A 21,256-nucleotide genomic window follows, 5' to 3' on the forward strand; every position below is an offset into this window, starting at 1 on the left:
CCCGAGGGAGAGGGAGCCGATTTGCATTGCTTCTTAATCCTGAGTTCGACTCGATAGTTCAGGTCGACGTATAGCGCAAAACACCTCAATCGGCCCCCTCTCCCTCCGGGAGAGGGCTGGGGTGAGGGTGCTTTTAGCAACCGCTGGGTAAATAAGCGCGTGTCCCAAACCGCCATCCCCCCTAAAATACCCGCCATCCCCGATTCGCCCCGCCCCGAGGCCACCCATGTCTGTTACCGCCCAATCCGCCCCGTCTACCCAATCGGCGCCGGATCACCACGCCCAGTTCATCGAGCTGCTGCAAACCAGCCTCGAGCAGAGCGGCTTCATCAAACTGGTGCTGGCCAAGTACGTCGGCGACGAAGCGGAGTTGCAGCGGATCATCATCAAACCAGTGACGGTCAAAGCCCAGCCTTGCCTGTCGTTCGTGTATCGCTACAAGACCCGCGACATCACCAAGAATCTGCCCCTGACTGAAGGCGTGGCGGCGATTGCTGCTCTGCTGCCAGCCTCATTCAAAAACGCGCATTTACTGTCGCTGAACGATGAAGCCCAGCTGGAATACAGCAAAAAGGGCAAATCTTCGCTGTTCATGAGCAAACCCCAGCAATTGCGCGAGGTGCCGTCTGCCGAGCACAACCGCGAGAAAAACCGCTTCCTTGAGCTGAACCGACCGTTCCTCAAGGATCTGGGCGTGACCAACGCCAAGTCCGAGCTGATCCCGGCGATGTCGCGCAAGTGGAAGCAGATCAACAAGTTCATCGAAGTCTTCAGCCACGCCCTGACCACTTCACCACTGGCGCTGGATAAACCGGTGCGGGTGGCGGATTTCGGGTCGGGCAAGGGTTACCTGACGTTCGCCATCCACGACTATCTGCGCAATACGCTCAAGGCTGAAGGCGAAGTCACCGGTGTCGAGCTGCGTGAAGAGATGGTCGACTTGTGCAACAACGCGGCGGCGAAACTCGATCACCCAGGTCTAGTGTTCAAGTGCGGCGATGTACGCAGTGTGGCGCCGAGCGAGCTGGACGTGATGATCGCCCTGCATGCCTGCGACATCGCGACCGACTACGCGATCCACACCGGCATCCGCTCGGGCGCCGCGATCATCATGTGCTCGCCGTGCTGCCACAAGCAGATCCGCCTGCAAATCCAGAGCCCGGCGCTGCTCAAGCCGATGCTGCAATACGGTTTGCACTTGGGCCAGCAAGCGGAAATGGTCACCGACAGTCTGCGTGCATTGTTCCTTGAGGCCTGCGGTTACGAGACCAAGGTGTTCGAGTTCATCTCGCTCGATCACACCAACAAAAACAAGATGATTCTGGCGGTGAAACGCGCCGAGGCGGTCGATCCGGCTCAGTTGCTGGTGAAGATTCAAGAACTGAAGGCGTTTTACAACATCAGCGAGCACTGCCTGGAAACCTTGCTGCGCGCTGATGGTTATCTGAGCTGACCTATGTGGTTTAAACGGGGACTGTAAGGGGCGGGACGACAGCGGCGTAGTAGCCGGTTGTTACCCACCCCGTCAGATACGGACTACCTTGAAGACTCCTGCGTATTTTCCAGAGGAGTTCTCCCCATGGCCGCGAAAAAAATTCTGATGCTGGTTGGCGACTACGTCGAAGACTACGAAGTGATGGTGCCGTTTCAGGCCCTGCAAATGGTCGGCCACACCGTCCACGCCGTGTGCCCGGACAAGGCTGCGGGCCAGACGGTGCGCACCGCGATCCATGACTTCGAAGGCGACCAGACTTACAGCGAAAAACCCGGTCACCTGTTTGCGCTGAACTTCGACTTTGCCAAAGTCGATGCCAAGGATTACGACGCACTGCTGGTGCCCGGCGGTCGTGCGCCGGAATACCTGCGCCTGAACGAAAAAGTCCTCGACCTGGTAAGAGCCTTCGACAAGGCCGGCAAGCCAATCGCCGCCGTCTGCCACGGCGCGCAACTGTTGGCAGCCGCGGGCATTCTCGAAGGTCGCGAGTGCAGCGCTTATCCAGCCTGTGCGCCGGAAGTGCGACTGGCGGGTGGTACGTACATCGACATCGCCGTGACCGATGGCCACGTTCAGGGCAATCTGGCCACTGCGCCAGCCTGGCCGGCGCATCCGAATTGGCTGGCCGGTTTCCTCGGTCTGCTGGGCACCAAAATCACTCTGTAACGAGGTTGCGCGCATGTGCGAGCTGTACGTCAAAGCCGATCCGATTCTTTACGAATCACGCTCGCGCTCGCTGCGCATCTGCGGTGTGGTGACCACGGTGCGCCTGGAAAACCAGTTCTGGGACATCCTCAGCGAAATCGCCGAGGTCGACGGCATGAGCACCAATCAACTGGTGGCCAAGCTGTATGAAGAGGTGATGGATTATCGCGGTGAGGTGGTGAATTTCGCTTCGTTTCTACGGGTGAGCTGCACGCGCTATCTGAGTCAGCGGCGCGTGGCTGCGCCGGAGTTGTCGGTGGTGCGTGCAGTGGTGAAGTAGCGCTGCGCAGGCGACAGATGCCCGGCGCTGGTCTTTACTCTCTGGCGCCAATCCTTTCAATCGCCAAGGAGCAACGAGCATGTCCGGATGGTACGAAGTGAGCAAAAGCAGCAGTGGTCAATTCAGGTTTGTACTGAAAGCCGCGAATGCCGAAACCATTCTGACCAGTGAGCTGTACACCACCCGCAGCGCTGCCGACAAAGGCATCGCGTCGGTGCAGACCAACAGCCCGCTGGATGAACGCTACGAGAAGAAATCCACCAAGGACGGTCATCCGTATTTCAATCTCAAGGCTGGCAACCATGAAGTCATCGGCAGCAGTGAGGCATATTCCTCTGATGCCGCTTGTGACAAGGGCATTGCCAGCGTCAAGACGAATGGGCCGAGCAAAGTGATCAAGGACAAAACCTTGCCGGTACTCTGAATCTGCTGAAGATCCAAATGTGGGAGCCAGCAGGCTGGCTCCCACATGGTTTTGTGTGTTGCCTGGGATCAACGCAGGGTTTTTAGGATTGCTTGCAGTTGATTGCGCCCAGCCTCGCTCAGCGGGAATACCGGCAAACGCGGCTCCCCCACTTCCAGCCCGGTATCACGCAGCCCGGCCTTGATCGTCGCCGGCAACCCTCCTTTCAAGATGAAGTCCAGCAGCGGCAACTGGCGGTAAAACAGTTCGCGCGCCTTGCCAAGATCGTTGCTCAGCGCTGCGGCATACAGATCCAGATTCAGCTGTGGAATCAGGTTCGGCGCCGCTGTGCACCAGCCCTTGGCCCCGGCGGCGAACGCTTCCAGCGCCAGCGGATTGCAGCCGTTGTAGAACGGCACCTGACCTTCGCCGAGCAGTTGCAGCTTGTGCATGCGCTGAATGTCGCCAGTGCTCTCCTTGACCATGGTCACGTTTTCCACAGCGTTAACGATGCGCAGAATCAGATCGACCGACATGTCGGTGCCGCTGGTAGCCGGGTTGTTGTAAAGCATGATCGGTACGCCGATGCTCTCGCCGATGGCGCGGTAGTGGGCGAGGATTTCTGCTTCGGTGAGTTTCCAGTACGAGGCTGGCAGCACCATCACCACATCGGCGCCATGAGCTTCGGCGAAACGCGCACGGCGGACCGCTTTGGCGGTGGTCAGATCGGAGACGCTGACCACGGTCGGCACGCGTTTGGCGACGTGCTTGATGCTGAACTCGGCGACCTGATCCCACTCCGCATCACTTAGGTAAGCGCCTTCACCGGTGCTGCCCAATGGGGCGATGGCGTGGACGCCGCCGTCAATCAGTCGGTCGATGGAGCGGCCGAGCGCCGGCAGGTCGAGGTCTTCGCCATTGGCGCTGAACGGGGTGATGGTGTAGCCGATGATGCCGTGAATGTTGGACATGTTGGGTGCTCCGCAAGGATGAAGTTTCAGTTCAGGCAATCGGCGTGTTGACGCAGGTTCTGTCGGGCGTAGTAGTTGAACGCGGCGGCGTGGCGTTTCGGTTTCGACACCCAGTCATGCGCCTCACGGCCCAACTCGGGGCTGATCGGCTTGATCGTGCCGGCAGCCATCGCCAGCAACTGCAACTTGGCGGCGCGCTCGATCAATTGCGCGATGACACAGGCTTCTTCAATCGTCGCCCCGGAAGACAGCTGACCGTGGTGCGAAAGCAGAATCGCGCGCTTGTCGCCCAGCGCACCGGCAATCAGTTCGCCTTCTTCATTGCCCACCGGCACCCCCGGCCAGCCTTCGAGAAACGCGCAATCGTCGTACAACGGGCACAGATCCATGTGCGAAATCTGCAACGGCACTTCGAGCATCGACAGCGCGGCAACGTGGGTCGGATGCGTGTGAATGATGCAGTTCACGTCCGGTCGGGCACGGTACACCCAACTGTGGAAACGGTTGGCCGGGTTGGCCATGCCGTGACCTTCGAGCACTTCCAGGTCTTCGTTGACCAGCAGTAGATTGCTCGCGGTGATCTCATCGAAACCCAGGCCCAGTTGCTGAGTGTAATAGGTGCCGGGCTGCGGGCCACGCGCGGTGATCTGCCCGGCGAGGCCGGAGTCATGGCCGCTCTCGAACAGGATCCGGCAGGTCAGGGCCAGCTTTTGCCGGTCAGTCCACGTATTATCCGCCAGGTGATTTTGCATCTGCGTCAGGGCTTGCTTGACCAGTTGCTCTTTGGGTAGTGCTAATGTCTTGGCCATATCGGGTGTCCTCGGGTGTGTTCATGCAAATGACACTAAAGAGGCTATATGACACAAAGTGTCATTGGCAAGGACAAATCGTCATTCCTTTGCTGGATTAATCGTTTTTCATGTCTATCCGTTTGAAATTATTAAGAAAAAAACTTGGCGTGACGCTTGAGGTGCTGGCCGAAAAATCCGGCATGACCAAGAGCTATCTGTCAAAAGTCGAGCGCGGCTTGAACACGCCGTCGATTGCCGCCGCGTTGAAACTGGCCAAGGCACTGAACGTGAAAGTCGAGGAGTTGTTCTCCGAAGACAACGTCAGCCTCGACAGTTACAGCCTGGTGCGCAGCCACGAGCGCCAGCCGCTCGGCGCCGATCAGCACAGCCCAGGTTACGCGGTGCTGGCGCATCAGGTCAGCGAGCGCAATCTGCTGCCGTTCATCATTTACCCGCCGAGCGAGTTCACCGACAAAACCTTCAAGGAACACTTGGGCGAGGAGTTTCTGTTCGTCCACGAAGGCCGGGTGGAAGTCGACTTCATGAGCGAGCGCGTGCTGCTGGAACGCGGCGATGCGCTGCACTTCAATGCGCAGAAGCCGCATCGAATTCGGTCAGTCGGGGATGTGCAGGCGCAGTTGCTGGTCGTCGTGCACAGCGCTGAAGACTGAGTTGACTGGGCGAATGCCATCGCTAGCCTGCTAGCGATGGCGTCAGTAGCCATTCAACTATTTTTCTAACGGCACTCTGAGTTTCGGACTGCCCAGCGCATGACTCTTCGAATCAAAAAACCGCAGCTCAACGCCCGTGCCCTCAAACACCTGCGCGTAATGCCGCTTCTGATGCTGAATAAACGCAGTGCTGCGTGGATGGATCGAGATCGCCACGGTCTTCGGTCTGGCCTGGCGCAAGGCATCAACGATGTGGCTGTCCTGCTCGCCCAACGCGTGGCCGAAGATGCACAAGCCATCGCTATGCCCCAGTAACTGCTCATAGCAGAACGACAGATAATCCGAGCTGCGGATGCTTTTGAGCTTGTCCGCACTCGGCCCTTCGTTGACGAACAGCGGCACGTCATCAAGGGTTTTGATCGTGTTGTTGATCGCGAAATTACCGAGCAGCGTGCCTTCGGAGACGGTCATTTTGCGTGCGCTGCCGTCCTGATTGCGCACCAGGTGCAGAGCGCCGTGCAGGTACAGCAGACGCGGTTTTTCGCTGGTGCTTTGGCTCAGGTCGAAACTGGCGTTGGCGCCGTTGAACAAGTCGTCGAGGGCATCGCTCTGGTGCTGCGCGGCCCAGCAATTGAGCAAGTCGTAATTGCTGCTGAACACCGTGCGATAGCTGGCCAGTTCCTGATTCAGCGTCGCCAGCGTCGAGGCCTTGACCAGTCGCCACGGCAGGTGCACGTCGTGCACGCTGTTGATCAGCGCTTCCTTGATCGCGTAGTAGCGATTGCGCGGCGCCGCCGAACTCACGGCCAGCGCCTTGTTCACGCGGCTGGTGGTTTTCAGCGCGCCAAGCACCTGCTCGAAACTGCGCGTCTGCATCGCCTCGAACACGCTCAGTTCCGACTGGCTCAGCGGCTTGTCCGGCAGCGTGCGCGCGTTTTCGAACAGCGAGTCATAGCCGAAATCGTCCCACAGCGCGCGGCTGGCGCCATTGCCCATCAGCAGACCGCGCAAGTCTGTGCTGGCGCGCACGGCGCTCCAGTCTTCGAGCGTGGCGTCGACATCGAGAAAATCGGTCATTGCAGGGCAGGTCTCAAAACGAAGGGCAGATGGACGGCGACTTTATCACGAGCCGGCATTGAGCCAGATCAACATCGCCGGTGACCGATCGGTCGATGCTGTGCGTATCCGCCGGATAGCAGGTGTCGATTCGGCCTCAGTCAGGAGACGCGCATGAGCAGTACCTTTTTCATTCCGGCGGTGAACATCATGGGCAACGGCTGCCTCGACGAAGCCATGGTCGCGATCCGCAACTACGGTTTTCGCAAGGCGTTGATTGTCACCGACGTCGGTCTGGCCAAGGCTGGCGTGGCTTCGATGATTGCCGAGAAACTGGCAATGCAGGACATCGACTCGGTGATCTTCGACGGCGCCAAACCGAATCCGAGCATCGCCAACGTCGAATCCGGGCTGGGCCTGCTCAAGGAAACTCAGTGTGATTTCGTGGTGTCGCTGGGCGGTGGTTCACCGCACGATTGCGCCAAAGGCATCGCATTGTGCGCGACCAACGGCGGGCAGATCCGCGACTATGAGGGCGTCGATCAATCGAGCAAGCCGCAACTGCCGCTGATCGCCATCAACACCACTGCCGGCACCGCCAGCGAGATGACCCGTTTCTGCATCATCACCGACGAATCGCGCCACGTGAAAATGGCCATCGTTGACCGCAACGTCACGCCGCTGCTGTCGGTCAACGACCCGGCGCTGATGGTAGCGATGCCGAAAAGCCTGACCGCCGCCACTGGCATGGACGCTCTGACCCACGCCATCGAAGCCTACGTCTCGACCGCTGCCAACCCGATCACCGACGCCTGCGCGCTGAAGGCCATGACCCTGATCAGCAACAACCTGCGTCTGGCGGTGCGCGACGGCAGCGATCTGGCCGCCCGCGAGAACATGGCGTATGCGCAGTTTCTCGCCGGCATGGCCTTCAACAACGCGTCGCTGGGATATGTGCACGCGATGGCCCATCAGTTGGGCGGTTTCTACGATCTGCCGCATGGCGTGTGCAACGCGGTGCTGCTGCCGCATGTGCAGGCGTTCAACGCGTTGGTTTGCGCGGATCGGCTGACCGATGTCGCGCACGCGATGGGGGCGGACATTCGCGGTTTCAGCGCGGAGGAGGGCGCGCAAGCGGCGATCACGGCGATCCGCTGTCTGGCCAAAGACGTGGAGATCCCCAGCGGTTTGCGCGACCTGGGCGCCAAATGCACCGACATTCCGGTGCTGGCCGCCAATGCACTGAAAGACGCCTGCGGGCTGACCAACCCACGCGCGGCGGATCAGCGGCAGATCGAAGAGATCTTCCGCAGCGCGTTTTAAGCGCGTGGACGATCCGGCGCGAACCGCACGCAAAGCACCGCGCCGAGTGCCAATACGCAGCACAATAACGACAGTGGCCACGCGTGCGGGCCGGCCATCAGGCTGGCCAGTCCGCCGATCACTGCCGCGAGCAATTGGTGAATGAAGCCGCTCAGCGCCATGGCGTAGGCACCGGCAATCGGCGCGCCGTCGTTGGCGCGGGACAGGCTGATCGGGTAGTTCAGCGACTGGCCGAACACCGCCACGCAGTAGGGCAACCACAGCAGCCAGGCAAGCGAACTCGCCGCCAGACTGCCGAGCAACATCACGCCACTGCCGGCCAGCACCAGGCCCACGCCCAAGGCCATCAAGCGTTGTTGACCGGTGCGCAGCACGAAGCGATTGACCGCCACTGCGCCAAGAAAATACGCCGCGCTGATTGGCCATCCGAGCAGTCCGTAATCGGCCGCTGACCAATTCAACGGACCTTGCAGAATCAACGGCGCAGCCGTGTTGAAGGCGATGATCACGCCGTATCCCAGACCGCCCGCGAGTGCCGGCAGGAGGAACGCGCGATGGCTCAGAATCTGCCGATAGACCGTCCATGGTGAAACCGTTGAGGGTGTTTCTGCGAGCACGGGAAAGCTCAAGCGCGAGACAATCCCGGCGATCATCAGGCTGACGGCGCCGAGCAGATAAAAAATCGCCTGCCAGCCCAGCGTCACCTGAATGATCGAGCCGACGTACTGACCAATCCCCAGCGCCACCACGAACGAAATCGAAATCCACGACAGTGCCTTGGCCAGCAGATCGCCCTTGAAACTGTCGCGAATCAACACCCGCGCCATCACCGAAATACCGCTGGCGCCGATCCCCTGAACAAATCGCAGCAACAAGAACGACTCCAGCGTCGCGCCCAGTGGCAACGCCAGATTCGCCAGCCCATAAATTCCGAGTGCCGCCAGCAACACCGGTTTGCGCCCGATGCGCTGGGCGAGGCTGCCCCAGAACAGCATCGGCAACGCCATGCCGATCAGGTATAGCGCCAACCCCCAGGCGACCTGCGAGGCATCGACCTGCAAATATCTGGCGATCTGCGGCAACGCGGGCAAATAGATGCTCATGCCCAGTTGGGCGAGGAATACGGTGCAGCAGGTGATGAGCAGGATCAGGCTGGGGTTCATGCGTCGCCCGTGGCGTTAGTGATTGCGACTGTGGGTCAATAAAAGTTCGGTGATCAGCTCGCAGAAGTGCTGGATCAAAGCCGGCGGCATATCGGCGCGCAGAGTAATGCGGATTGCGGCTTTGCCTTGAGCGACCACCGGAAAGAATACCGCGCTGGTGAAGAAACCTTGATCGGCCAGTTCCATGGCAATACGGTTGGCCAGCGCGGCTTTGCCACAATTGATCAGGCGAATGGCCATGGGGCTGCTGTGCTGTTCGGTGCCGATCAGGCTGTCGAACAGGCGGATATTAGCCTGAAGCTGGCCCTGCAGAACGCGAAATTCTGCGCTGCGGTGCAATCGAATCGACGCGCGTCCGGCACCGATGGCCGCGCAGTTGAGGCTTTGCGACCAGTTGCTCGGCCCGCCGTAACGCTGGATCAGCGTCTTCTGCCGCTGGTTGCCGAGCATCACCAGACCACCGCTGGCGCCGAAGGATTTGGCCAGCGAGGCGACGATCAGACAATCGTCCTCCAGCGCACTGATTCTCGGGCGCACCAGGCCGGCGCCGTTGCTACCGACGGCGGACAGCGCGTGGGAATCGTCCAGGTAGAGGAACAAGCCGTAGCGTTCCTTGAGATACAGCAGGCTGTCCAGATTGGCCACGCCACCCATGCTGTAGGCACCGTCGGCGATGTACGCGACGCTGGTGTGGCGCTGGCACACGCTTTCGAGAAAATCCATGTCGTTGTGTGGGCCGGTCAAGACTTGGGTTTCGTCGGCGCAGTTGGCTTTGAGGTGGTTCATCGAGTAGTGCGCGAGGCGATCGAAGACCATCACGGGCGGGCGGTTTTGGGTGAACACGCCACTGGCCAGCAGCGGCAGAATTCCTGCGCTGGCGGCGCTGCATGACAAGGTGCTCAGGCACACGGCGCCAAACAGTTCCGAGAGTTCGTTTTCGTATTGGTCGAGGATTGCCAGTTTGCAGCGGTTCTTCGAGTTGGCGACGCGCAGGGTGCCGGTTTCGCGCAGGGCTGCGATGGCGCCTTCGAGCAGGGCGGGGTGATGATCAAGGCCCAGGTAGGAGGTGGTGCAGAAATGGTGGAAGTGGCGGCCGTGTTGATCTTGCAGGTGGTTGGGGCCTTTGATTTCGACGTTGAGGGCGGCGATTTTTCCGCTTTCAGCGGTTTCCCAATCGTGGTCGGCGCGGGCGATGACTTTGCGGTAGTTGGTGAAGAGGTTGGGGGTGTTGGGCTGGTGGTTCAACGGGGGGCTCTCCTTGAGCTTGGCGATCCTTGGGGGTGTTGCAATTTGTGTGTGTTGCGAGACTTTACAGACAGGGCCTTACCGCTTGAATCGGCTATGTCTGATAGGGCTGAGAGGGGATGGTGATTTGGTTGTAGGGCGGTGGGGTTTTGGGTGTAGGGGGGTGGGTGTATATCCGGTTTTTCGGGTGCGGCGGCTGGCGGTTTCGCTCTTACAGCGACTCACTTTTTCAAACGCCAAAAAGTAAGCAAAAGGCTGGGCCCCGGCGTTCGGCCCGCTCGCTGGGGCTCGGGGTTCCTTCGTTCCGGGATTCATTCGGGGGCATCGCCTCCGGTTTGCTGCGCTGCACCTCCTCTCGATGTGTTCGACTGCGTCGAACGGCGCTGCGCGCCAGCCCCGAATGAATCCCTCCACTCAGCCTGCCGAAGGGGCCATTTAGATCAAGAGCTTTACTCGAGCTAACGCTCATTGTGTTGCGTGGTGAGAAGCGAAGTGCGGTTCTCGGGTGGATATCAAAACTGTGGGAACTGCGGTGCGACGATTCGACTTGCCAGCGATGGCGTCGGTCCAGTCGCCACAGCTCTGAAGTACTATGTCATCCCGCTGCCACCACGCTCTTCTCTATCGCCCCTCCAAACTGAATCAGCACCACTCCGGCAATCAGCAACAGTGCTCCAGATACGCGTGGCAACGTCAGGTGTTTCTCCGCCAATCCAAACAATCCGAAGTGATCCAGCAGCATTGATGCAATCACTTGTCCGGCCAGTGCCAGCGCCACGAATCCTGACGCGCCAAGCTTGGGCAAGAGCATCACCGCCAGCGCCACGAAACACACGCCGAATGCGCCACCGGCCCACATCCAGATTGGCGCTTTGCTGATGAAAGTCGGTGATGGCAATGGCAAGCGCAGGGCGATGATTACCGGCAACAGCACCAGCACGCTGACCAGCAGCGAGGCCAGCGTCGCCCACAACGGATGTCCCAATCCGCGCGCCAGATTGGTGTTGATTGCGCTTTGGAATGGCACCACCGCCCCGGCGAATGCGGCCAACAGCAACAGACCGGTCCAATGCAACGTACTCATGATGGTTCTCCAGCAAGGTTTTGCTGGACTCTAAGGTATTCGTCGCGCAGATTTAAATTCCGTTTTGTCATCCGGAACATGCATCAGATGAATGATCTGCGGCGTATCGATCTCAACCTGTTAGTGATCCTCGACGCTTTGCTCAGCGAGCAACACGTGACCCGCGCCGCCGAGCGTCTGCACCTGAGTCAACCGGCGGTCAGTCATGCCTTGGCGCGGTTGCGGGATTTGCTTGGTGATCCGTTGCTGGTGCGCGCCGGGTCAACTCTGGCACCGACGGCGCGAGCGCTGGAGTTGGTGGCGCCGTTGGCTGAGGCTTTGGCTCAGGTGCAATCGCTATTGGTGCCGAACAGCTTCGATCCGGCCAGCGCGCGTCGGACCTTTCGCGTGGCGATGTCGGATTATGGTGCGGCGATTATTTTGCCGGGGCTGATTCGCACTTTGCGCCGCGAAGCGCCGGGCATCGATCTGCAAATCAGCCATGCCAGTCGCGAAGGCATGCTTGATGGTGTGCTCACTGGCGATATCGATCTGGCCGCCGGGGTGTTTCCCGAACTGCCCAATGAACTGCGTAGCACGCCGTTGTTCGAGGAGCACTACGTGTGTTTGCTGGATCGTCAGAGTTTGCCGGCCGATGGCCAACTCGACCTGCCGACCTACTTGTCACGCCCGCATGTTCTGCTGGAAATGCGTGGCAGTGGCACGCCGGAAATCGAACGCGCGCTGACCGCGTTGCGTGAACGCCGCCGCGTGGCCATCAGCCTGCCGCACTGGAGCGTCGCGCCGCAGTTCATCAGTGGCACCGATCTGATTCTCACGGTGGCTTCGCGTGCGTTGAATGATGTAGACAGAGAGTCGCTGATCGTCGTGCCGCCTCCGTTCGAGATCGCGCCGTTCACGTTCGTACTGGCGTGGCACAAGCGCCGGGGTGGGGATCAGGCGTTGAACTGGTTGAATCGGCGGATTGAGGAGGGGATTGCCAGAGCTGAAGCGCTCAGTTGAATGTTCACTTCCAGACAGAGGGCGGGAGTCGGCGGGTGTGAAAGACGCGCAAAACCTGCAAGCGGCCTTGGCGCACACGATAGGGAATCAAGTATGGGCGATCGGTCACGACCCATTCGCGGGTTCCGGGCAATCGGCCTTCGCGTCCGGCAGCGGGGAATTGGGCGAGGTGATCGACGCTGGCGAGAATCGCTTGAACAAATTCTGCCGCAGCTTTGGGATTTTCCTTCGCTATGTAGGCCGCTTCGTCATCGAGATTTCTGAGTGCGGTTTTCAGCCAATCAACCTGCATTGGCGCTCCACTTGTTTGCGATGGCTTTGACGTCTTCAGCGGATGCGAAATCCCCCGCATCGGCTTCGTGCAGCGCTTTCTGGATTTCTTCGATTTGCCAGGCTTCGCGGGCAATGTATTCGCGTAGTGCATCGACTGCCAGATAGGACTTGCTGCGCCCGGTTGCTTTGGCGAGGTTGGCGAGCGTGTCGGCTAGTTCGTCTGGAAGACGCAAGGACATGACTGACATGGCGTTCTCGGTGTAGTGATGTGTAATACGCGACACTACAGCTACATACACGATGACGCCAGTTCCGCTCGTCTGTGATTTGCGCAGGCGATGGGTTGAATCAGCGGATTGAGGAGGGGATAGTGCGCGGCTGAAATATATGAGGAGCGGGACGTCACAGTGAAGTCTGCGGTGGTTGGGGGTGTGCTGCTTTGCGCGTGGCTGATGGCGGGGGAGGTGTTTGCCGATTGCACACCTGCGCCGCTGGCAGGTGAGCGGGATTTCTCGGTTTGTAAGGATTGGCCTGCCTATCCGGGTATGACGCTCAATGCTGTATCGAAGTTTGAGCCTGATCCGGTGTATGGCAAAACGGGTGACGTCGGTAGTTACGATCTCGCCCTATCCGTGTTGTCGGAGGACTCGAAACCACTCGCGACCTATCACCAGCCTGCTGCCTTTGTGTCCGATGCTATCGCGCTCGACAGCGTGGAGTTCGATACCGCTCGCTACAAACTTACACCCGAGCTTCGGGCGTTTGGAGTCCGAGTCAGGTTCAAAGGCTCATCCCGCGTCAATCCATTGGATGAGGTCTGGCTGTCGCTCTACGTCAAAGAGGGCGATAAATTGCGCCCGGTACTGGATCGGCTGGTGACGTACAACTACAGCGGCGAGTGGGATGGCGGTTGTGCAGGAGAGCGCGCTTATATGGAGCGCACCCTCGAAATCGGCAAAACCAGTTCCCATGGTTACGCAGATCTGATCATCAAATCGGTTGTGACGGGCCTCGTCGGTGAAGGGCCGCCGGACACTTGCGAGTTGAGGAGCACGCCTGAAAACCCCGTGTTCACCACACTTCGCTATGACGGCAAGTCGTATGTTTTGCCTCAGGGCTTCAAAGGCACTTAACAGGCAGCCGTCAAACACAACTTTTATCAAGGAAGAACAATGCTCACCTCAACCAGACTCTTAATCGCCCTCAGCTTTCTCGCCATCACCACCCAGGCCCAAGCCGCCTGCGAGGTAAAGAAGTTCAACGGCCAATCGCTTTCACGCTGCAAAGTCTGGCCGGCGTTTCCGGATCAGGCGATCTCGGCAAAGTCCACGTTCTTGACGGATTCCGACGACGGGCATGACGGGGTGTTTGATCTCGACCTGTCGCTGCTCAACGCTTCCAACGCCAAGCCGCTTGCCACGTTCGTCAAACCAGGCGCGTACAACTCCGATGCCATCCGTTTCGTTGATCTGGTAATCGACACCGCACGCTACAGACTGGCACCGAACGTTCGCGCATTCGGCTTACGCTCAAAGTTTGCCGATCAGCTCTCCCGCGCCAATCCCTACGCGAAAACCGATCTGGCGTTATATGTACGCGAAGGCACCAGACTGCGGCCGGTGCTTGAGGGACTGGTCATCCGCAAAGACTTCGGCGAGGGGTCAAGTGAGTGTGAAACGCAGGACACGCGAGTTCGCAGAACCGTCGAAATAGGCCCGTTGAGCCACAATGGATTTTCCGATCTGATCGTCAGCTCCAGCGGTGTGGTGATGACCTCGTACAAATCCGGCAAAGAATGCCTCTCGAAAACCACCGACCTGAAGAAAACCCAAATCACCCTCAGCTACGACGGCACTCAATACATCATCCCCGAAGACTTGCGAGGTTACTGATCCGATGCTCACCGGCCTTAACCATTTGACCCTCGCCGTCACCGATCTGAACCGCAGCCTCGCGTTCTACCGCGACGTGCTGCATCTGCGGGTTGAAGCTACGTGGGACGCCGGCGCTTATCTGTCGCTCCCGGGTCTGTGGTTGTGCCTGTCCCTCGACCCGAAGCGCGATCAACAACCCGCCGCCGACTACACGCATTACGCCTTCAGCCTCGGCGCAGCGGATTTCCCGTTGTTCGTGCAGCAGCTACGTGCCGCGAACGTACGCGAGTGGCGTGACAACCGCAGCGAAGGTGCGTCGTTCTACTTCCTCGACCCGGACGGGCACAAGCTCGAAGCGCATGTCGGTGACTTGGCCTCGCGTCTGGCCGCGTGTCGGCAAAAGCCTTACGCGGGCATGCGTTTTTTCGACGAGTCGTGATCAACCGCCAATCGCTGATATAGACTGGCCGCCACGTTTTCCGGCGCTTACAGGTTTTCCATGACTCCTTCGTTGCTACTGGCCGTGCTGGCCTCGGGTTTCATTTACGGCATCACGCCGGGACCGGGGGTGCTGGCGGTGTTCGGCATCGGTGCGGCGCGTGGCCGGCGGGCCGGGGCGGGGTTTCTCTGCGGACATCTGCTCGGCGATGTGATCTGGTGCAGCACGGCGTTGATCGCGATTGTCGGCGCCAAGGAAATCGGCAGCACCGCGTTCGATGTGCTCGGTGTGCTCAGCGCTCTGTACCTGTTCTGGCTCGGCTGGCGTGCGGTACGCGCCAAACGTAGTGACGGTGAGCAACCCCAGGGCGCGGCGCGTCATCCATTTTGGCACGGCATCCTGTTCGGCCTGACCAATCCCAAAGCGTACCCGGTGGCGGTGGCGACTTTTACCGCGTTGCTGTCGAGCCGCGCCGAACTGCTCAACTGGTCGATGCTGCCGATGCTGATCGCCCTGAGTTTCCTCGGCGGATTGCTCGCCTACGCTATTCTGATTGGCATTGTCGGCGCGCGGCAGGTGCGTACGTTGTATCAGCGGCATGAGCTGGCGATCACCCGTTTGTGCGGGGTGATGTTCATCGGTTTCGCGATCAACGCGCTGGTGCATGCGTTGCCCGGATTGCTACCGAACAAGGCTTGAACTCAATCGCAGGACGCGAAGTTGTCGGGGCAGGGATGGTTGCTCAGTGCTGCATTGTCCGGACACCCACGCTGAATCATGGAAAAGCGAAATTCCGCGCCGTTGGCGAGTTACCTCGACCTGTTGCTGGACGCCGTGTGTGCGGTGGACAAGCAGGGCCGCTTCGTTTTTGTCAGCGCGGCGTGCGAGCGAATTCTTGGCTACACGCCTGACGAATTGATCGGCCAGTCGATGATCGATTACGTGCACCCGGCCGACCGCGAGCGCACGTTGTCGGCGGCCAGCGACATCATGGGCGGCGAACCGAAACTCAATTTCGAGAACCGCTACCTGCGCAAGGACGGCGGTGTCGTGCACATCTTGTGGTCGGCACGCTGGTCGGAGGTGGATCAACTGCGCATCGCCGTGGCCCGCGACATCACTGAGCGCAAGCTGGCGGAATCGCGTCAGGCCGCGCTGTACGCGATCTCCGAAGCGGCGCATGCGGCGGAGGATTTACTCGCGCTGTTCAAGCGTATCCACCTGATCATCGGCGAATGGCTGCCGGCGCTGAATTTCTCCGTCGCGCTGTATGACGAACACTGCGCGCAGCTGAATTTTCCCTATCACGTCGATGACGATGATTTGCAGCCGGAGCAGCCCGGTACGGTGACGGGACGTCTGTGCTCGGAAGTGATCCGCAGCGGCCAGCCGATTCTGCTGACCCCGGATTGCCCACACACGCCTCCGGAATTCGAAGCACTGGTGGCCGGTCAGCAATCACCGTGCTGGCTCGGCGTGCCGCTCAACTCGAAAGACCGCACCATCGGCGCATTGATCGTCAAAAGCCTGGCCGGCGGCGAGCGCTACACCGAGCGCGACAAGGAACTGCTGCAATACGTCTGCGCCCAGGTCGCCACCGCCATCGAACGCCAACAGTTGCACGCGCGGCTGCGACGTATGGCGCAATACGATCAGCTCACGCAATTGCCCAACCGCGAACTGCTGCGCGACCGACTCAAGACTGCGCTGGCTGTCGCGCGCGAGCAGACCGGGCACATGGCGCTGTTGTACGTTGATCTGGACCGCTTCAAACAGGTCAATGACACCTTTGGTCACGCGGTCGGCGACATGTTGCTGCAGGCTGTCGCCAGTCGGCTCAAGGGTTGCGTGCGCGAAAGCGATACCGTCGCGCGCATTGGCGGCGACGAATTCGTGGTGTTACTGCACAGCCTGCATGCAGCCGAAGATGCCGACAGCGTGGCGGAAAAAATCCGACAGGTACTGGTGCAACCGCTGCGCCTGGATGGCCACAATCTGCACATTGAACCGAGCATCGGCGTAGCTCGTTATCCGGAACATGGCCATCATGAAGAGCAACTGTTCCGTCATGCGGATCAGGCCATGTACGCCGCCAAACGCCTGAATCATCGAGCGCTGGGTATCTAGTCCGGGCGCGCCGTTCGTCGCAGCGCTGGCAATCTTTCTAAACCTTTGTCCGTCAGGAAATTCTCAATCTAGGCGGGCACCTGCTCGCTACGATCAATACCAAGAGGTAGAGAATCATGCCTAATTCAAGGAACTCGAACTCGGGAAACTTCGCCAACGATCGAACGAAGGCGTCTGAAGCCGGTCGCAAAGGTGGGAAAACCACCACAACGACGGTCGATAAAGAGCCTGCGAAAACAGAAACGGGCCGCAAGCCTGCTCAGAAATCGAAGTAGTCGGTGAAGGTTGTTTTGATTGAGAGGCGGGGGCGCAAGCTCCCGCTTGAATTCCGCTAGAAGGAGGGCGCGACCATGAGCCGGATGGCCACCCGTGTACGCAGCATCAGTTTTATCAGCCTGCTGGGATTGTTCGCCAGCAGCGCATTTGCCCAGTCGCCCGCCGACTTCATCAACGATGCCTCGGCCAAAGGCATGGCCGACATTGAAGCCAGTCGTTTGGCGCACGGGAAGACCGAATCCAGAGAGGTCAAGGATTACACCATCACCGTGATCAACGACCGCACCACGGCCAATCAGCACCTGGCGAAGATCGCCAAGAAGCTCGACTTGCCGGTCGCCCCGCGTGAAGTAGTCGCGGACAAAGCCAAAGAGTTGATGCCTGAGGTGAAGGACGGCGCGACGTTTGATCAGGCTTATGCAGCGAGTCAGGTGAAGGCTACCGAAGACGCTATCAAGCAAATCGAGCTGGAAGCGCAGACTACCGACGTGCCGGAGATCAAGGCGTTTGCCGATGAGACTTTGCCCAAACTGCAGAGCCATCTGGAGAAGGCCAAGGCGTTGCAAGCCAGCCGTTGATTTTACGGGTAAAAAACGGCGCGTAATGCGCCGTTTTTTTGTGCTGGCGAATTACCTTTGGGGCCTGAGTTCCACCGCAACCTGCCAGCGAAAATATCCCACTGCTTCGCATTGCTGATTGACCAGCATGAAGTTCAGCGCGCACTGGGCGGTACCGAACGTTTTCGGCGTGCATACCCAGAAATGGTCATCCGCCCTGTGGCTTGCCGGCACCGTCGGGTTGGTGTGATCAGGGGCGGGGACGGTAAGGTCTTGGTGGACCTCAAGCTTCGGCTCGGAAAGCACAGCGCTGTCGTCGGTTGTCATGTTGTAGACCGCTACGCTGTGTTCGGCGATCAGGCTAATGGACCGTGAGCGAAAATGCAGGTCCCGGTCAATTTCAACGGTCAGCGTCACATTGCTGTCATTTGTAGCTATTTTCTTCGAGTTGGCAGCTGTGATGATAAAAATGAATTCGTCAGTAATGCTCGTCGGGTTAGCGGCATCTGCACTCGGGTCGGGATAACCCGTGAGTACAGATTCAGCATCAATGACAAGCAATACATTCTGTGCATTGGTCACGGCGCTGGAGGGGGATGGGATCGGTTGAGAAGTCATCATGGATTCCTTTCATGATGGTGGCGCAACATGGCAGCCGCTTCGGTCAAGGCAAAACATCCTGTTCCGGCCGGGGCGGTGTCGGATCGGTAGACCCCTCGTTGCCAAGGGGTCGGTGCATCGTCAGTTGCGAATGGTGATGAATGGATCCCACGAGCAGCAGCCGACGATCTTGCAATCGCGATCAACAATCAGGAAGTGGAAATGATAAGTCACACTGCCACACGACAGCGTTTCCGAAGACCAGTAATGGTTGTCGACTTTCTGACAGCTAGGCACTGATGGATTGCTGGTGTTTGGTACCGCAACGCAGGCGGTTGCCTTGCGTGGGGTCGGCGTGGAGATCAACTCGCTACCTTGATTACCAATAAACTTGTAGAAAATCACTGCCGTTTCGAAACTCTGCGACAGGCTGGTTTCACGCCAGCGAATCAGATCACCGACCTGCGCTTTGATGTTCAGCTCGCCACCGGCCTGGCCGTTGATTACGTTGTCCCGATTGGTAACCATGTACACATGATTGACGTCGATCATCGTCGGCGAGGCCGGATTTTTACTGATGTTCGGGTAGTTTTTCAGAATGGTTTCGGTGTCGATGGAAACCAGCACATCGGTAACTCGAGACATGGTAACGCTCCTTTTTCATAGTGAACGTCGGACTGCAATCCAGGCACGACGACGCTTGCTTGCCGTATGGCGTTTGCGAGCACACTACTGGGGGAACCCACCGGGTCAGGGGAAATGAGCAGGCCGTGCTCCATGCACGAAAACTTTCGAATCGGGTTCCTTCCGACTGCCGCAGCTTGACTATAGGCAGGATTTTATAGCTGTCAAAATCGCTTTTGCCTGGGTCGACGAGCGGTCGCTTTTCAGACAAGGTTCTAATCCTGACGGTCCCGACGCCTACTGCGCAGACATCGTCGGAAAATGAGTCACTGTGGAACTGCTCGCGGTGCTGACTGTATTGTGACGCTCCGCAGGAAGATCCCGACAGGAGAACGCAATGACCTGGTCCGCCAAACAATACGTCGCTTTCGAAGATGAACGCACCCGTCCGGCGCGTGACTTGCTGGCGGCTATCCCCACGCCAGACGCACGCTCCGTGGTCGATATCGGTTGTGGCCCGGGTAACTCGACCGAGTTGCTGGCGCAGCGTTTTGCGGATGCGCAAGTACAAGGACTGGACAGTTCGCCGGACATGATCGAGGCCGCGCGCAAGCGGTTGCCGCAGTTGCAGTTCGATGTTGCAGAGATTGATCAGTGGGCGGAGGCCGGGCCGTTTGATGTGATCTTTGCCAATGCTGTTTTGCAGTGGTTGCCGGATCACGCGACATTGTTGCCGGCGCTGGTGGAGAAGTTGGCGCCGGGTGGCAGTCTGGCGATTCAGATGCCGGACAACTTGAATGAGCCGTCGCATCGGTTGATGCGTGAAGTGGCGGCCAACGGCCCGTGGGCCGGCAAACTTGCCGATGCGGCGGGGCAGCGAACGGAGATGGCCAGTGCCAGTGCTTACTTCTCGATGTTGCGAGCGCACTGTTCGCGGGTTGATGTGTGGCGTACGACTTATCACCATCAATTGGCGGGCGGGGCGGCCGGGGTTGTTGAATGGTTCAAGGGTAGCGGGTTGATTCCGTTCCTCAGCCCTCTGACGGAAGTGGAGCGCGAGGCATATCTGGCGTTGTATCTGGAGGCTGTTGCCAAGGCTTATCCGGCGTTGGCGGATGGCTCGGTGCTGTTGCCGTTTCCGCGGTTGTTTATTGTGGCTACGCGCTAGAGAACTGAAGCAAACCTTGTGGCGAGGGAGGTTGCTCCCGCCGGGCTGCGAAGCGACCCCAAAATCCTGGATCGGCTTCGCAATCCATCAACTCAGCGCTGAACCGCCACCAACATCATCATCGGCCGCTCACGCTCTTCCGCCAGCGCCGGTTGCGCCGCCACCTCCGCATCACTCGGCCCCCACTCATCAACGTGACGAATGGCAAACCCTGCCGCGATCAACGAATTCAACAGCGTCCCGACCGTACGATGCTGTTTGATCACCCCGTCAGCCAACCAGTTCGTCACCCGCTCACCTTCCATCTGATAGCTGTCCAACGGCCAACGCTTGCGACCTTCACCGTCGATCAGCCACCCCGGATTACGCGGCGCCATGAAGATCGGATGCTCAATCGAAAACACAAAATGCGCACCCGGTTTTAGCGCCGCATACAGCTTGGCGAACAGCCCTGAAAGATCCTTGATGTAATGCAGCGCCAGCGAGCTGTAGGCCAGATCGAAAGTGCACGTAGGCAAATCGAGCTGTTCGAGGTCGGCACGTTCGTAGCGGATGTTGGCGGCTGACGTAGTTTCCCGCGCTCGTTCGAGCATTTTCTGCGAGACATCCAGCCCCAGCACATCAGCAGCGCCTTGCTCGCTGGCCCAGCGGCAGAACCAGCCGTAACCGCAGCCCAGATCCACCACCTGCAAACCGTGCATGGAGGGCAGCAAAGCCTTCAGCGCCGGCCATTCCGGCGCGGCGTCGAGGCCGCCGATGGAGCGGTTCATCTGGCTGTAGCCTTGGAAGAATTCGGGATCGTCGTAGATGTTTTGAGTCATGGGGAGATGCTAGCGGGTCGTGAGCCGGGAGAGAATAGGTTGAATGTTGGGGATGTGTAATTGCTGTATTTCGATTCGGGATGTTTAACGCGTGTTTCGAATTTGCCGAACCTTCCCACAATGTTTTCAGGTTGTCCGTCGGAAGCGCGGTCTCTAGCCTGTGTGGGTCGCTGCCAAATCAGCGACCGGGATTGGAACCCTGCGGCTCAACAGAAAGCAAAAGCACTTTTCATGACGTATGCTTGCGCGCCTTCATGGTGTGTACTCCGTTATGGCGGCTGTGCGCGGGAGACTTCGAGTCTGTCGGG

At 59.1% G+C, this 21,256-nt stretch carries 26 protein-coding genes; 15 read left to right on the top strand and 11 right to left on the bottom strand.

Going from position 1 to position 21,256, the window contains the following annotated elements; all coding sequences use genetic code 11:
• Positions 1 to 226: 226 nt before the first annotated feature.
• From ACP7EE_RS23810 to ACP7EE_RS23825, 4 genes are all read left to right on the top strand, one after another.
• Entirely contained in the window at positions 227 to 1,453 is a 1,227-nt protein-coding gene (locus tag ACP7EE_RS23810; RefSeq protein WP_426205574.1) for a class I SAM-dependent methyltransferase, read from the top strand.
• A 126-nt stretch (positions 1,454 to 1,579) separates the two neighbouring features.
• On the top strand, positions 1,580 to 2,161 hold the full coding sequence (locus tag ACP7EE_RS23815; RefSeq protein WP_426237161.1) for a DJ-1/PfpI family protein: 582 nt from the start codon (positions 1,580 to 1,582) through the stop codon (positions 2,159 to 2,161).
• Positions 2,162 to 2,174: 13 nt separating this feature from the next.
• Positions 2,175 to 2,480, top strand: coding sequence for a ribbon-helix-helix domain-containing protein (locus tag ACP7EE_RS23820; RefSeq protein WP_420648152.1), 306 nt, complete (start codon positions 2,175 to 2,177; stop codon positions 2,478 to 2,480).
• Positions 2,481 to 2,559: 79 nt separating this feature from the next.
• Positions 2,560 to 2,904 carry a YegP family protein gene (locus tag ACP7EE_RS23825; RefSeq protein ID WP_426237163.1) on the top strand — a complete coding sequence of 115 codons (345 nt, stop codon included), beginning with the start codon at positions 2,560 to 2,562 and terminating at the stop codon, positions 2,902 to 2,904.
• A 68-nt stretch (positions 2,905 to 2,972) separates the two neighbouring features.
• On the opposite strand, the gene ACP7EE_RS23830 is transcribed toward ACP7EE_RS23825, so the two are convergent.
• Both ACP7EE_RS23830 and ACP7EE_RS23835 read right to left on the bottom strand, forming a co-directional pair.
• On the bottom strand, positions 2,973 to 3,854 hold the full coding sequence (locus tag ACP7EE_RS23830; RefSeq protein ID WP_426237165.1) for a dihydrodipicolinate synthase family protein: 882 nt from the start codon (positions 3,852 to 3,854) through the stop codon (positions 2,973 to 2,975).
• A gap of 26 nt (positions 3,855 to 3,880) precedes the next feature.
• Positions 3,881 to 4,663, bottom strand: a complete 783-nt coding sequence (locus ACP7EE_RS23835) for an aldolase (RefSeq protein WP_420648149.1) — start codon at positions 4,661 to 4,663, stop codon at positions 3,881 to 3,883.
• Between the two features lie 110 nt (positions 4,664 to 4,773).
• On the opposite strand from ACP7EE_RS23835, the gene ACP7EE_RS23840 reads away from it, so the two are divergent.
• Positions 4,774 to 5,316: a helix-turn-helix domain-containing protein gene (locus tag ACP7EE_RS23840; protein ID WP_426237167.1), complete on the top strand. Its 543-nt coding sequence runs from the start codon at positions 4,774 to 4,776 to the stop codon at positions 5,314 to 5,316.
• A gap of 57 nt (positions 5,317 to 5,373) precedes the next feature.
• Here the strand turns inward: ACP7EE_RS23840 and ACP7EE_RS23845 are convergent, their stop codons facing one another.
• Complete coding sequence (locus ACP7EE_RS23845; RefSeq protein ID WP_426237169.1) at positions 5,374 to 6,393, bottom strand: DUF4917 family protein; 1,020 nt, start codon at positions 6,391 to 6,393, stop codon at positions 5,374 to 5,376.
• Positions 6,394 to 6,546: 153 nt separating this feature from the next.
• On the opposite strand from ACP7EE_RS23845, the gene yiaY reads away from it, so the two are divergent.
• Complete coding sequence (yiaY, locus tag ACP7EE_RS23850) at positions 6,547 to 7,695, top strand: L-threonine dehydrogenase (RefSeq protein WP_426237171.1); 1,149 nt, start codon at positions 6,547 to 6,549, stop codon at positions 7,693 to 7,695.
• On the opposite strand, the gene ACP7EE_RS23855 is transcribed toward yiaY, so the two are convergent.
• The 3 genes from ACP7EE_RS23855 to ACP7EE_RS23865 all read right to left on the bottom strand — a co-directional run bounded on the left by ACP7EE_RS23855 (position 7,692) and on the right by ACP7EE_RS23865 (position 11,187).
• On the bottom strand, positions 7,692 to 8,858 hold the full coding sequence (locus ACP7EE_RS23855) for a multidrug effflux MFS transporter (protein WP_426237173.1): 1,167 nt from the start codon (positions 8,856 to 8,858) through the stop codon (positions 7,692 to 7,694). The genes yiaY and ACP7EE_RS23855 overlap by 4 nt on opposite strands.
• A gap of 15 nt (positions 8,859 to 8,873) precedes the next feature.
• Positions 8,874 to 10,103 carry an aminotransferase class I/II-fold pyridoxal phosphate-dependent enzyme gene (locus ACP7EE_RS23860; protein WP_426237175.1) on the bottom strand — a complete coding sequence of 410 codons (1,230 nt, stop codon included), beginning with the start codon at positions 10,101 to 10,103 and terminating at the stop codon, positions 8,874 to 8,876.
• 595 nt (positions 10,104 to 10,698) lie between these two features.
• A complete protein-coding gene (locus ACP7EE_RS23865; RefSeq protein ID WP_426237177.1) occupies positions 10,699 to 11,187 on the bottom strand; it encodes a DMT family transporter in 489 nt (162 codons plus the stop codon).
• Positions 11,188 to 11,265: 78 nt separating this feature from the next.
• On the opposite strand from ACP7EE_RS23865, the gene ACP7EE_RS23870 reads away from it, so the two are divergent.
• Entirely contained in the window at positions 11,266 to 12,189 is a 924-nt protein-coding gene (locus ACP7EE_RS23870; protein ID WP_426237179.1) for a LysR family transcriptional regulator, read from the top strand.
• Positions 12,190 to 12,193: 4 nt separating this feature from the next.
• Here the strand turns inward: ACP7EE_RS23870 and ACP7EE_RS23875 are convergent, their stop codons facing one another.
• Positions 12,194 to 12,481, bottom strand: a complete 288-nt coding sequence (locus tag ACP7EE_RS23875; RefSeq protein ID WP_426237181.1) for a type II toxin-antitoxin system RelE/ParE family toxin — start codon at positions 12,479 to 12,481, stop codon at positions 12,194 to 12,196.
• Positions 12,471 to 12,710, bottom strand: a complete 240-nt coding sequence (locus tag ACP7EE_RS23880; protein WP_426237183.1) for a CopG family ribbon-helix-helix protein — start codon at positions 12,708 to 12,710, stop codon at positions 12,471 to 12,473. The genes ACP7EE_RS23875 and ACP7EE_RS23880 overlap by 11 nt, the downstream gene beginning before the upstream one ends.
• Before the next feature lie 204 nt (positions 12,711 to 12,914).
• Between ACP7EE_RS23880 and ACP7EE_RS23885 the strand changes: the two genes are divergently transcribed.
• The 7 genes from ACP7EE_RS23885 to ACP7EE_RS23915 all read left to right on the top strand — a co-directional run bounded on the left by ACP7EE_RS23885 (position 12,915) and on the right by ACP7EE_RS23915 (position 17,756).
• On the top strand, positions 12,915 to 13,595 hold the full coding sequence (locus tag ACP7EE_RS23885) for a hypothetical protein (protein ID WP_426237236.1): 681 nt from the start codon (positions 12,915 to 12,917) through the stop codon (positions 13,593 to 13,595).
• A gap of 39 nt (positions 13,596 to 13,634) precedes the next feature.
• Positions 13,635 to 14,354, top strand: coding sequence for a hypothetical protein (locus tag ACP7EE_RS23890; RefSeq protein ID WP_426237185.1), 720 nt, complete (start codon positions 13,635 to 13,637; stop codon positions 14,352 to 14,354).
• A 4-nt stretch (positions 14,355 to 14,358) separates the two neighbouring features.
• Positions 14,359 to 14,775, top strand: a complete 417-nt coding sequence (gene fos, locus ACP7EE_RS23895; RefSeq protein ID WP_420648139.1) for a fosfomycin resistance glutathione transferase — start codon at positions 14,359 to 14,361, stop codon at positions 14,773 to 14,775.
• A 60-nt stretch (positions 14,776 to 14,835) separates the two neighbouring features.
• Positions 14,836 to 15,474: a LysE family translocator gene (locus tag ACP7EE_RS23900; RefSeq protein ID WP_426237187.1), complete on the top strand. Its 639-nt coding sequence runs from the start codon at positions 14,836 to 14,838 to the stop codon at positions 15,472 to 15,474.
• A gap of 78 nt (positions 15,475 to 15,552) precedes the next feature.
• The gene (locus ACP7EE_RS23905) at positions 15,553 to 16,902 is read left to right on the top strand and encodes a diguanylate cyclase domain-containing protein (RefSeq protein WP_426237189.1); all 1,350 of its coding nucleotides are present in this window, start codon (positions 15,553 to 15,555) and stop codon (positions 16,900 to 16,902) included.
• Positions 16,903 to 17,018: 116 nt separating this feature from the next.
• Entirely contained in the window at positions 17,019 to 17,177 is a 159-nt protein-coding gene (locus tag ACP7EE_RS23910; RefSeq protein ID WP_080762009.1) for a KGG domain-containing protein, read from the top strand.
• A 75-nt stretch (positions 17,178 to 17,252) separates the two neighbouring features.
• The gene (locus ACP7EE_RS23915) at positions 17,253 to 17,756 is read left to right on the top strand and encodes a DUF4142 domain-containing protein (RefSeq protein ID WP_420648136.1); all 504 of its coding nucleotides are present in this window, start codon (positions 17,253 to 17,255) and stop codon (positions 17,754 to 17,756) included.
• Between the two features lie 51 nt (positions 17,757 to 17,807).
• Here the strand turns inward: ACP7EE_RS23915 and ACP7EE_RS23920 are convergent, their stop codons facing one another.
• Positions 17,808 to 18,353 carry an AidA/PixA family protein gene (locus tag ACP7EE_RS23920; protein ID WP_426237191.1) on the bottom strand — a complete coding sequence of 182 codons (546 nt, stop codon included), beginning with the start codon at positions 18,351 to 18,353 and terminating at the stop codon, positions 17,808 to 17,810.
• 123 nt (positions 18,354 to 18,476) lie between these two features.
• Positions 18,477 to 18,980: an inclusion body family protein gene (locus ACP7EE_RS23925; RefSeq protein WP_426205591.1), complete on the bottom strand. Its 504-nt coding sequence runs from the start codon at positions 18,978 to 18,980 to the stop codon at positions 18,477 to 18,479.
• 376 nt (positions 18,981 to 19,356) lie between these two features.
• On the opposite strand from ACP7EE_RS23925, the gene tam reads away from it, so the two are divergent.
• On the top strand, positions 19,357 to 20,127 hold the full coding sequence (gene tam, locus ACP7EE_RS23930) for a trans-aconitate 2-methyltransferase (protein ID WP_426237192.1): 771 nt from the start codon (positions 19,357 to 19,359) through the stop codon (positions 20,125 to 20,127).
• A gap of 92 nt (positions 20,128 to 20,219) precedes the next feature.
• Here the strand turns inward: tam and ACP7EE_RS23935 are convergent, their stop codons facing one another.
• Positions 20,220 to 20,948, bottom strand: coding sequence for a class I SAM-dependent methyltransferase (locus ACP7EE_RS23935; protein ID WP_426237193.1), 729 nt, complete (start codon positions 20,946 to 20,948; stop codon positions 20,220 to 20,222).
• Between the last annotated feature and the right edge of the window lie 308 nt (positions 20,949 to 21,256).

The sequence above is a fragment of the Pseudomonas sp. TWP3-2 genome, assembly GCF_049897765.1.
Classification (GTDB): Bacteria; Pseudomonadota; Gammaproteobacteria; order Pseudomonadales; family Pseudomonadaceae; genus Aquipseudomonas.

Bases quoted from the DNA above. Each gene is read 5' to 3' on its own strand.
- ACP7EE_RS23935 (WP_426237193.1), bottom strand. From the start codon at position 20,948: ATGACTCAAAACATCTACGACGATCCCGAATTCTTCCAAGGCTACAGC.
- yiaY (WP_426237171.1), top strand. From the start codon at position 6,547: ATGAGCAGTACCTTTTTCATTCCGGCGGTGAACATCATGGGCAACGGC.
- ACP7EE_RS23910 (WP_080762009.1), top strand. From the start codon at position 17,019: ATGCCTAATTCAAGGAACTCGAACTCGGGAAACTTCGCCAACGATCGA.
- ACP7EE_RS23925 (WP_426205591.1), bottom strand. From the start codon at position 18,980: ATGTCTCGAGTTACCGATGTGCTGGTTTCCATCGACACCGAAACCATT.
- ACP7EE_RS23880 (WP_426237183.1), bottom strand. From the start codon at position 12,710: ATGTCAGTCATGTCCTTGCGTCTTCCAGACGAACTAGCCGACACGCTC.
- ACP7EE_RS23845 (WP_426237169.1), bottom strand. From the start codon at position 6,393: ATGACCGATTTTCTCGATGTCGACGCCACGCTCGAAGACTGGAGCGCC.
- ACP7EE_RS23900 (WP_426237187.1), top strand. From the start codon at position 14,836: ATGACTCCTTCGTTGCTACTGGCCGTGCTGGCCTCGGGTTTCATTTAC.
- ACP7EE_RS23810 (WP_426205574.1), top strand. From the start codon at position 227: ATGTCTGTTACCGCCCAATCCGCCCCGTCTACCCAATCGGCGCCGGAT.
- ACP7EE_RS23905 (WP_426237189.1), top strand. From the start codon at position 15,553: ATGGAAAAGCGAAATTCCGCGCCGTTGGCGAGTTACCTCGACCTGTTG.
- ACP7EE_RS23830 (WP_426237165.1), bottom strand. From the start codon at position 3,854: ATGTCCAACATTCACGGCATCATCGGCTACACCATCACCCCGTTCAGC.
- ACP7EE_RS23815 (WP_426237161.1), top strand. From the start codon at position 1,580: ATGGCCGCGAAAAAAATTCTGATGCTGGTTGGCGACTACGTCGAAGAC.
- ACP7EE_RS23835 (WP_420648149.1), bottom strand. From the start codon at position 4,663: ATGGCCAAGACATTAGCACTACCCAAAGAGCAACTGGTCAAGCAAGCC.
- ACP7EE_RS23870 (WP_426237179.1), top strand. From the start codon at position 11,266: ATGCATCAGATGAATGATCTGCGGCGTATCGATCTCAACCTGTTAGTG.
- ACP7EE_RS23915 (WP_420648136.1), top strand. From the start codon at position 17,253: ATGAGCCGGATGGCCACCCGTGTACGCAGCATCAGTTTTATCAGCCTG.
- fos (WP_420648139.1), top strand. From the start codon at position 14,359: ATGCTCACCGGCCTTAACCATTTGACCCTCGCCGTCACCGATCTGAAC.
- ACP7EE_RS23885 (WP_426237236.1), top strand. From the start codon at position 12,915: ATGGCGGGGGAGGTGTTTGCCGATTGCACACCTGCGCCGCTGGCAGGT.
- ACP7EE_RS23855 (WP_426237173.1), bottom strand. From the start codon at position 8,858: ATGAACCCCAGCCTGATCCTGCTCATCACCTGCTGCACCGTATTCCTC.
- ACP7EE_RS23890 (WP_426237185.1), top strand. From the start codon at position 13,635: ATGCTCACCTCAACCAGACTCTTAATCGCCCTCAGCTTTCTCGCCATC.
- ACP7EE_RS23875 (WP_426237181.1), bottom strand. From the start codon at position 12,481: ATGCAGGTTGATTGGCTGAAAACCGCACTCAGAAATCTCGATGACGAA.
- tam (WP_426237192.1), top strand. From the start codon at position 19,357: ATGACCTGGTCCGCCAAACAATACGTCGCTTTCGAAGATGAACGCACC.
- ACP7EE_RS23920 (WP_426237191.1), bottom strand. From the start codon at position 18,353: ATGACTTCTCAACCGATCCCATCCCCCTCCAGCGCCGTGACCAATGCA.
- ACP7EE_RS23825 (WP_426237163.1), top strand. From the start codon at position 2,560: ATGTCCGGATGGTACGAAGTGAGCAAAAGCAGCAGTGGTCAATTCAGG.
- ACP7EE_RS23820 (WP_420648152.1), top strand. From the start codon at position 2,175: ATGTGCGAGCTGTACGTCAAAGCCGATCCGATTCTTTACGAATCACGC.
- ACP7EE_RS23865 (WP_426237177.1), bottom strand. From the start codon at position 11,187: ATGAGTACGTTGCATTGGACCGGTCTGTTGCTGTTGGCCGCATTCGCC.
- ACP7EE_RS23840 (WP_426237167.1), top strand. From the start codon at position 4,774: ATGTCTATCCGTTTGAAATTATTAAGAAAAAAACTTGGCGTGACGCTT.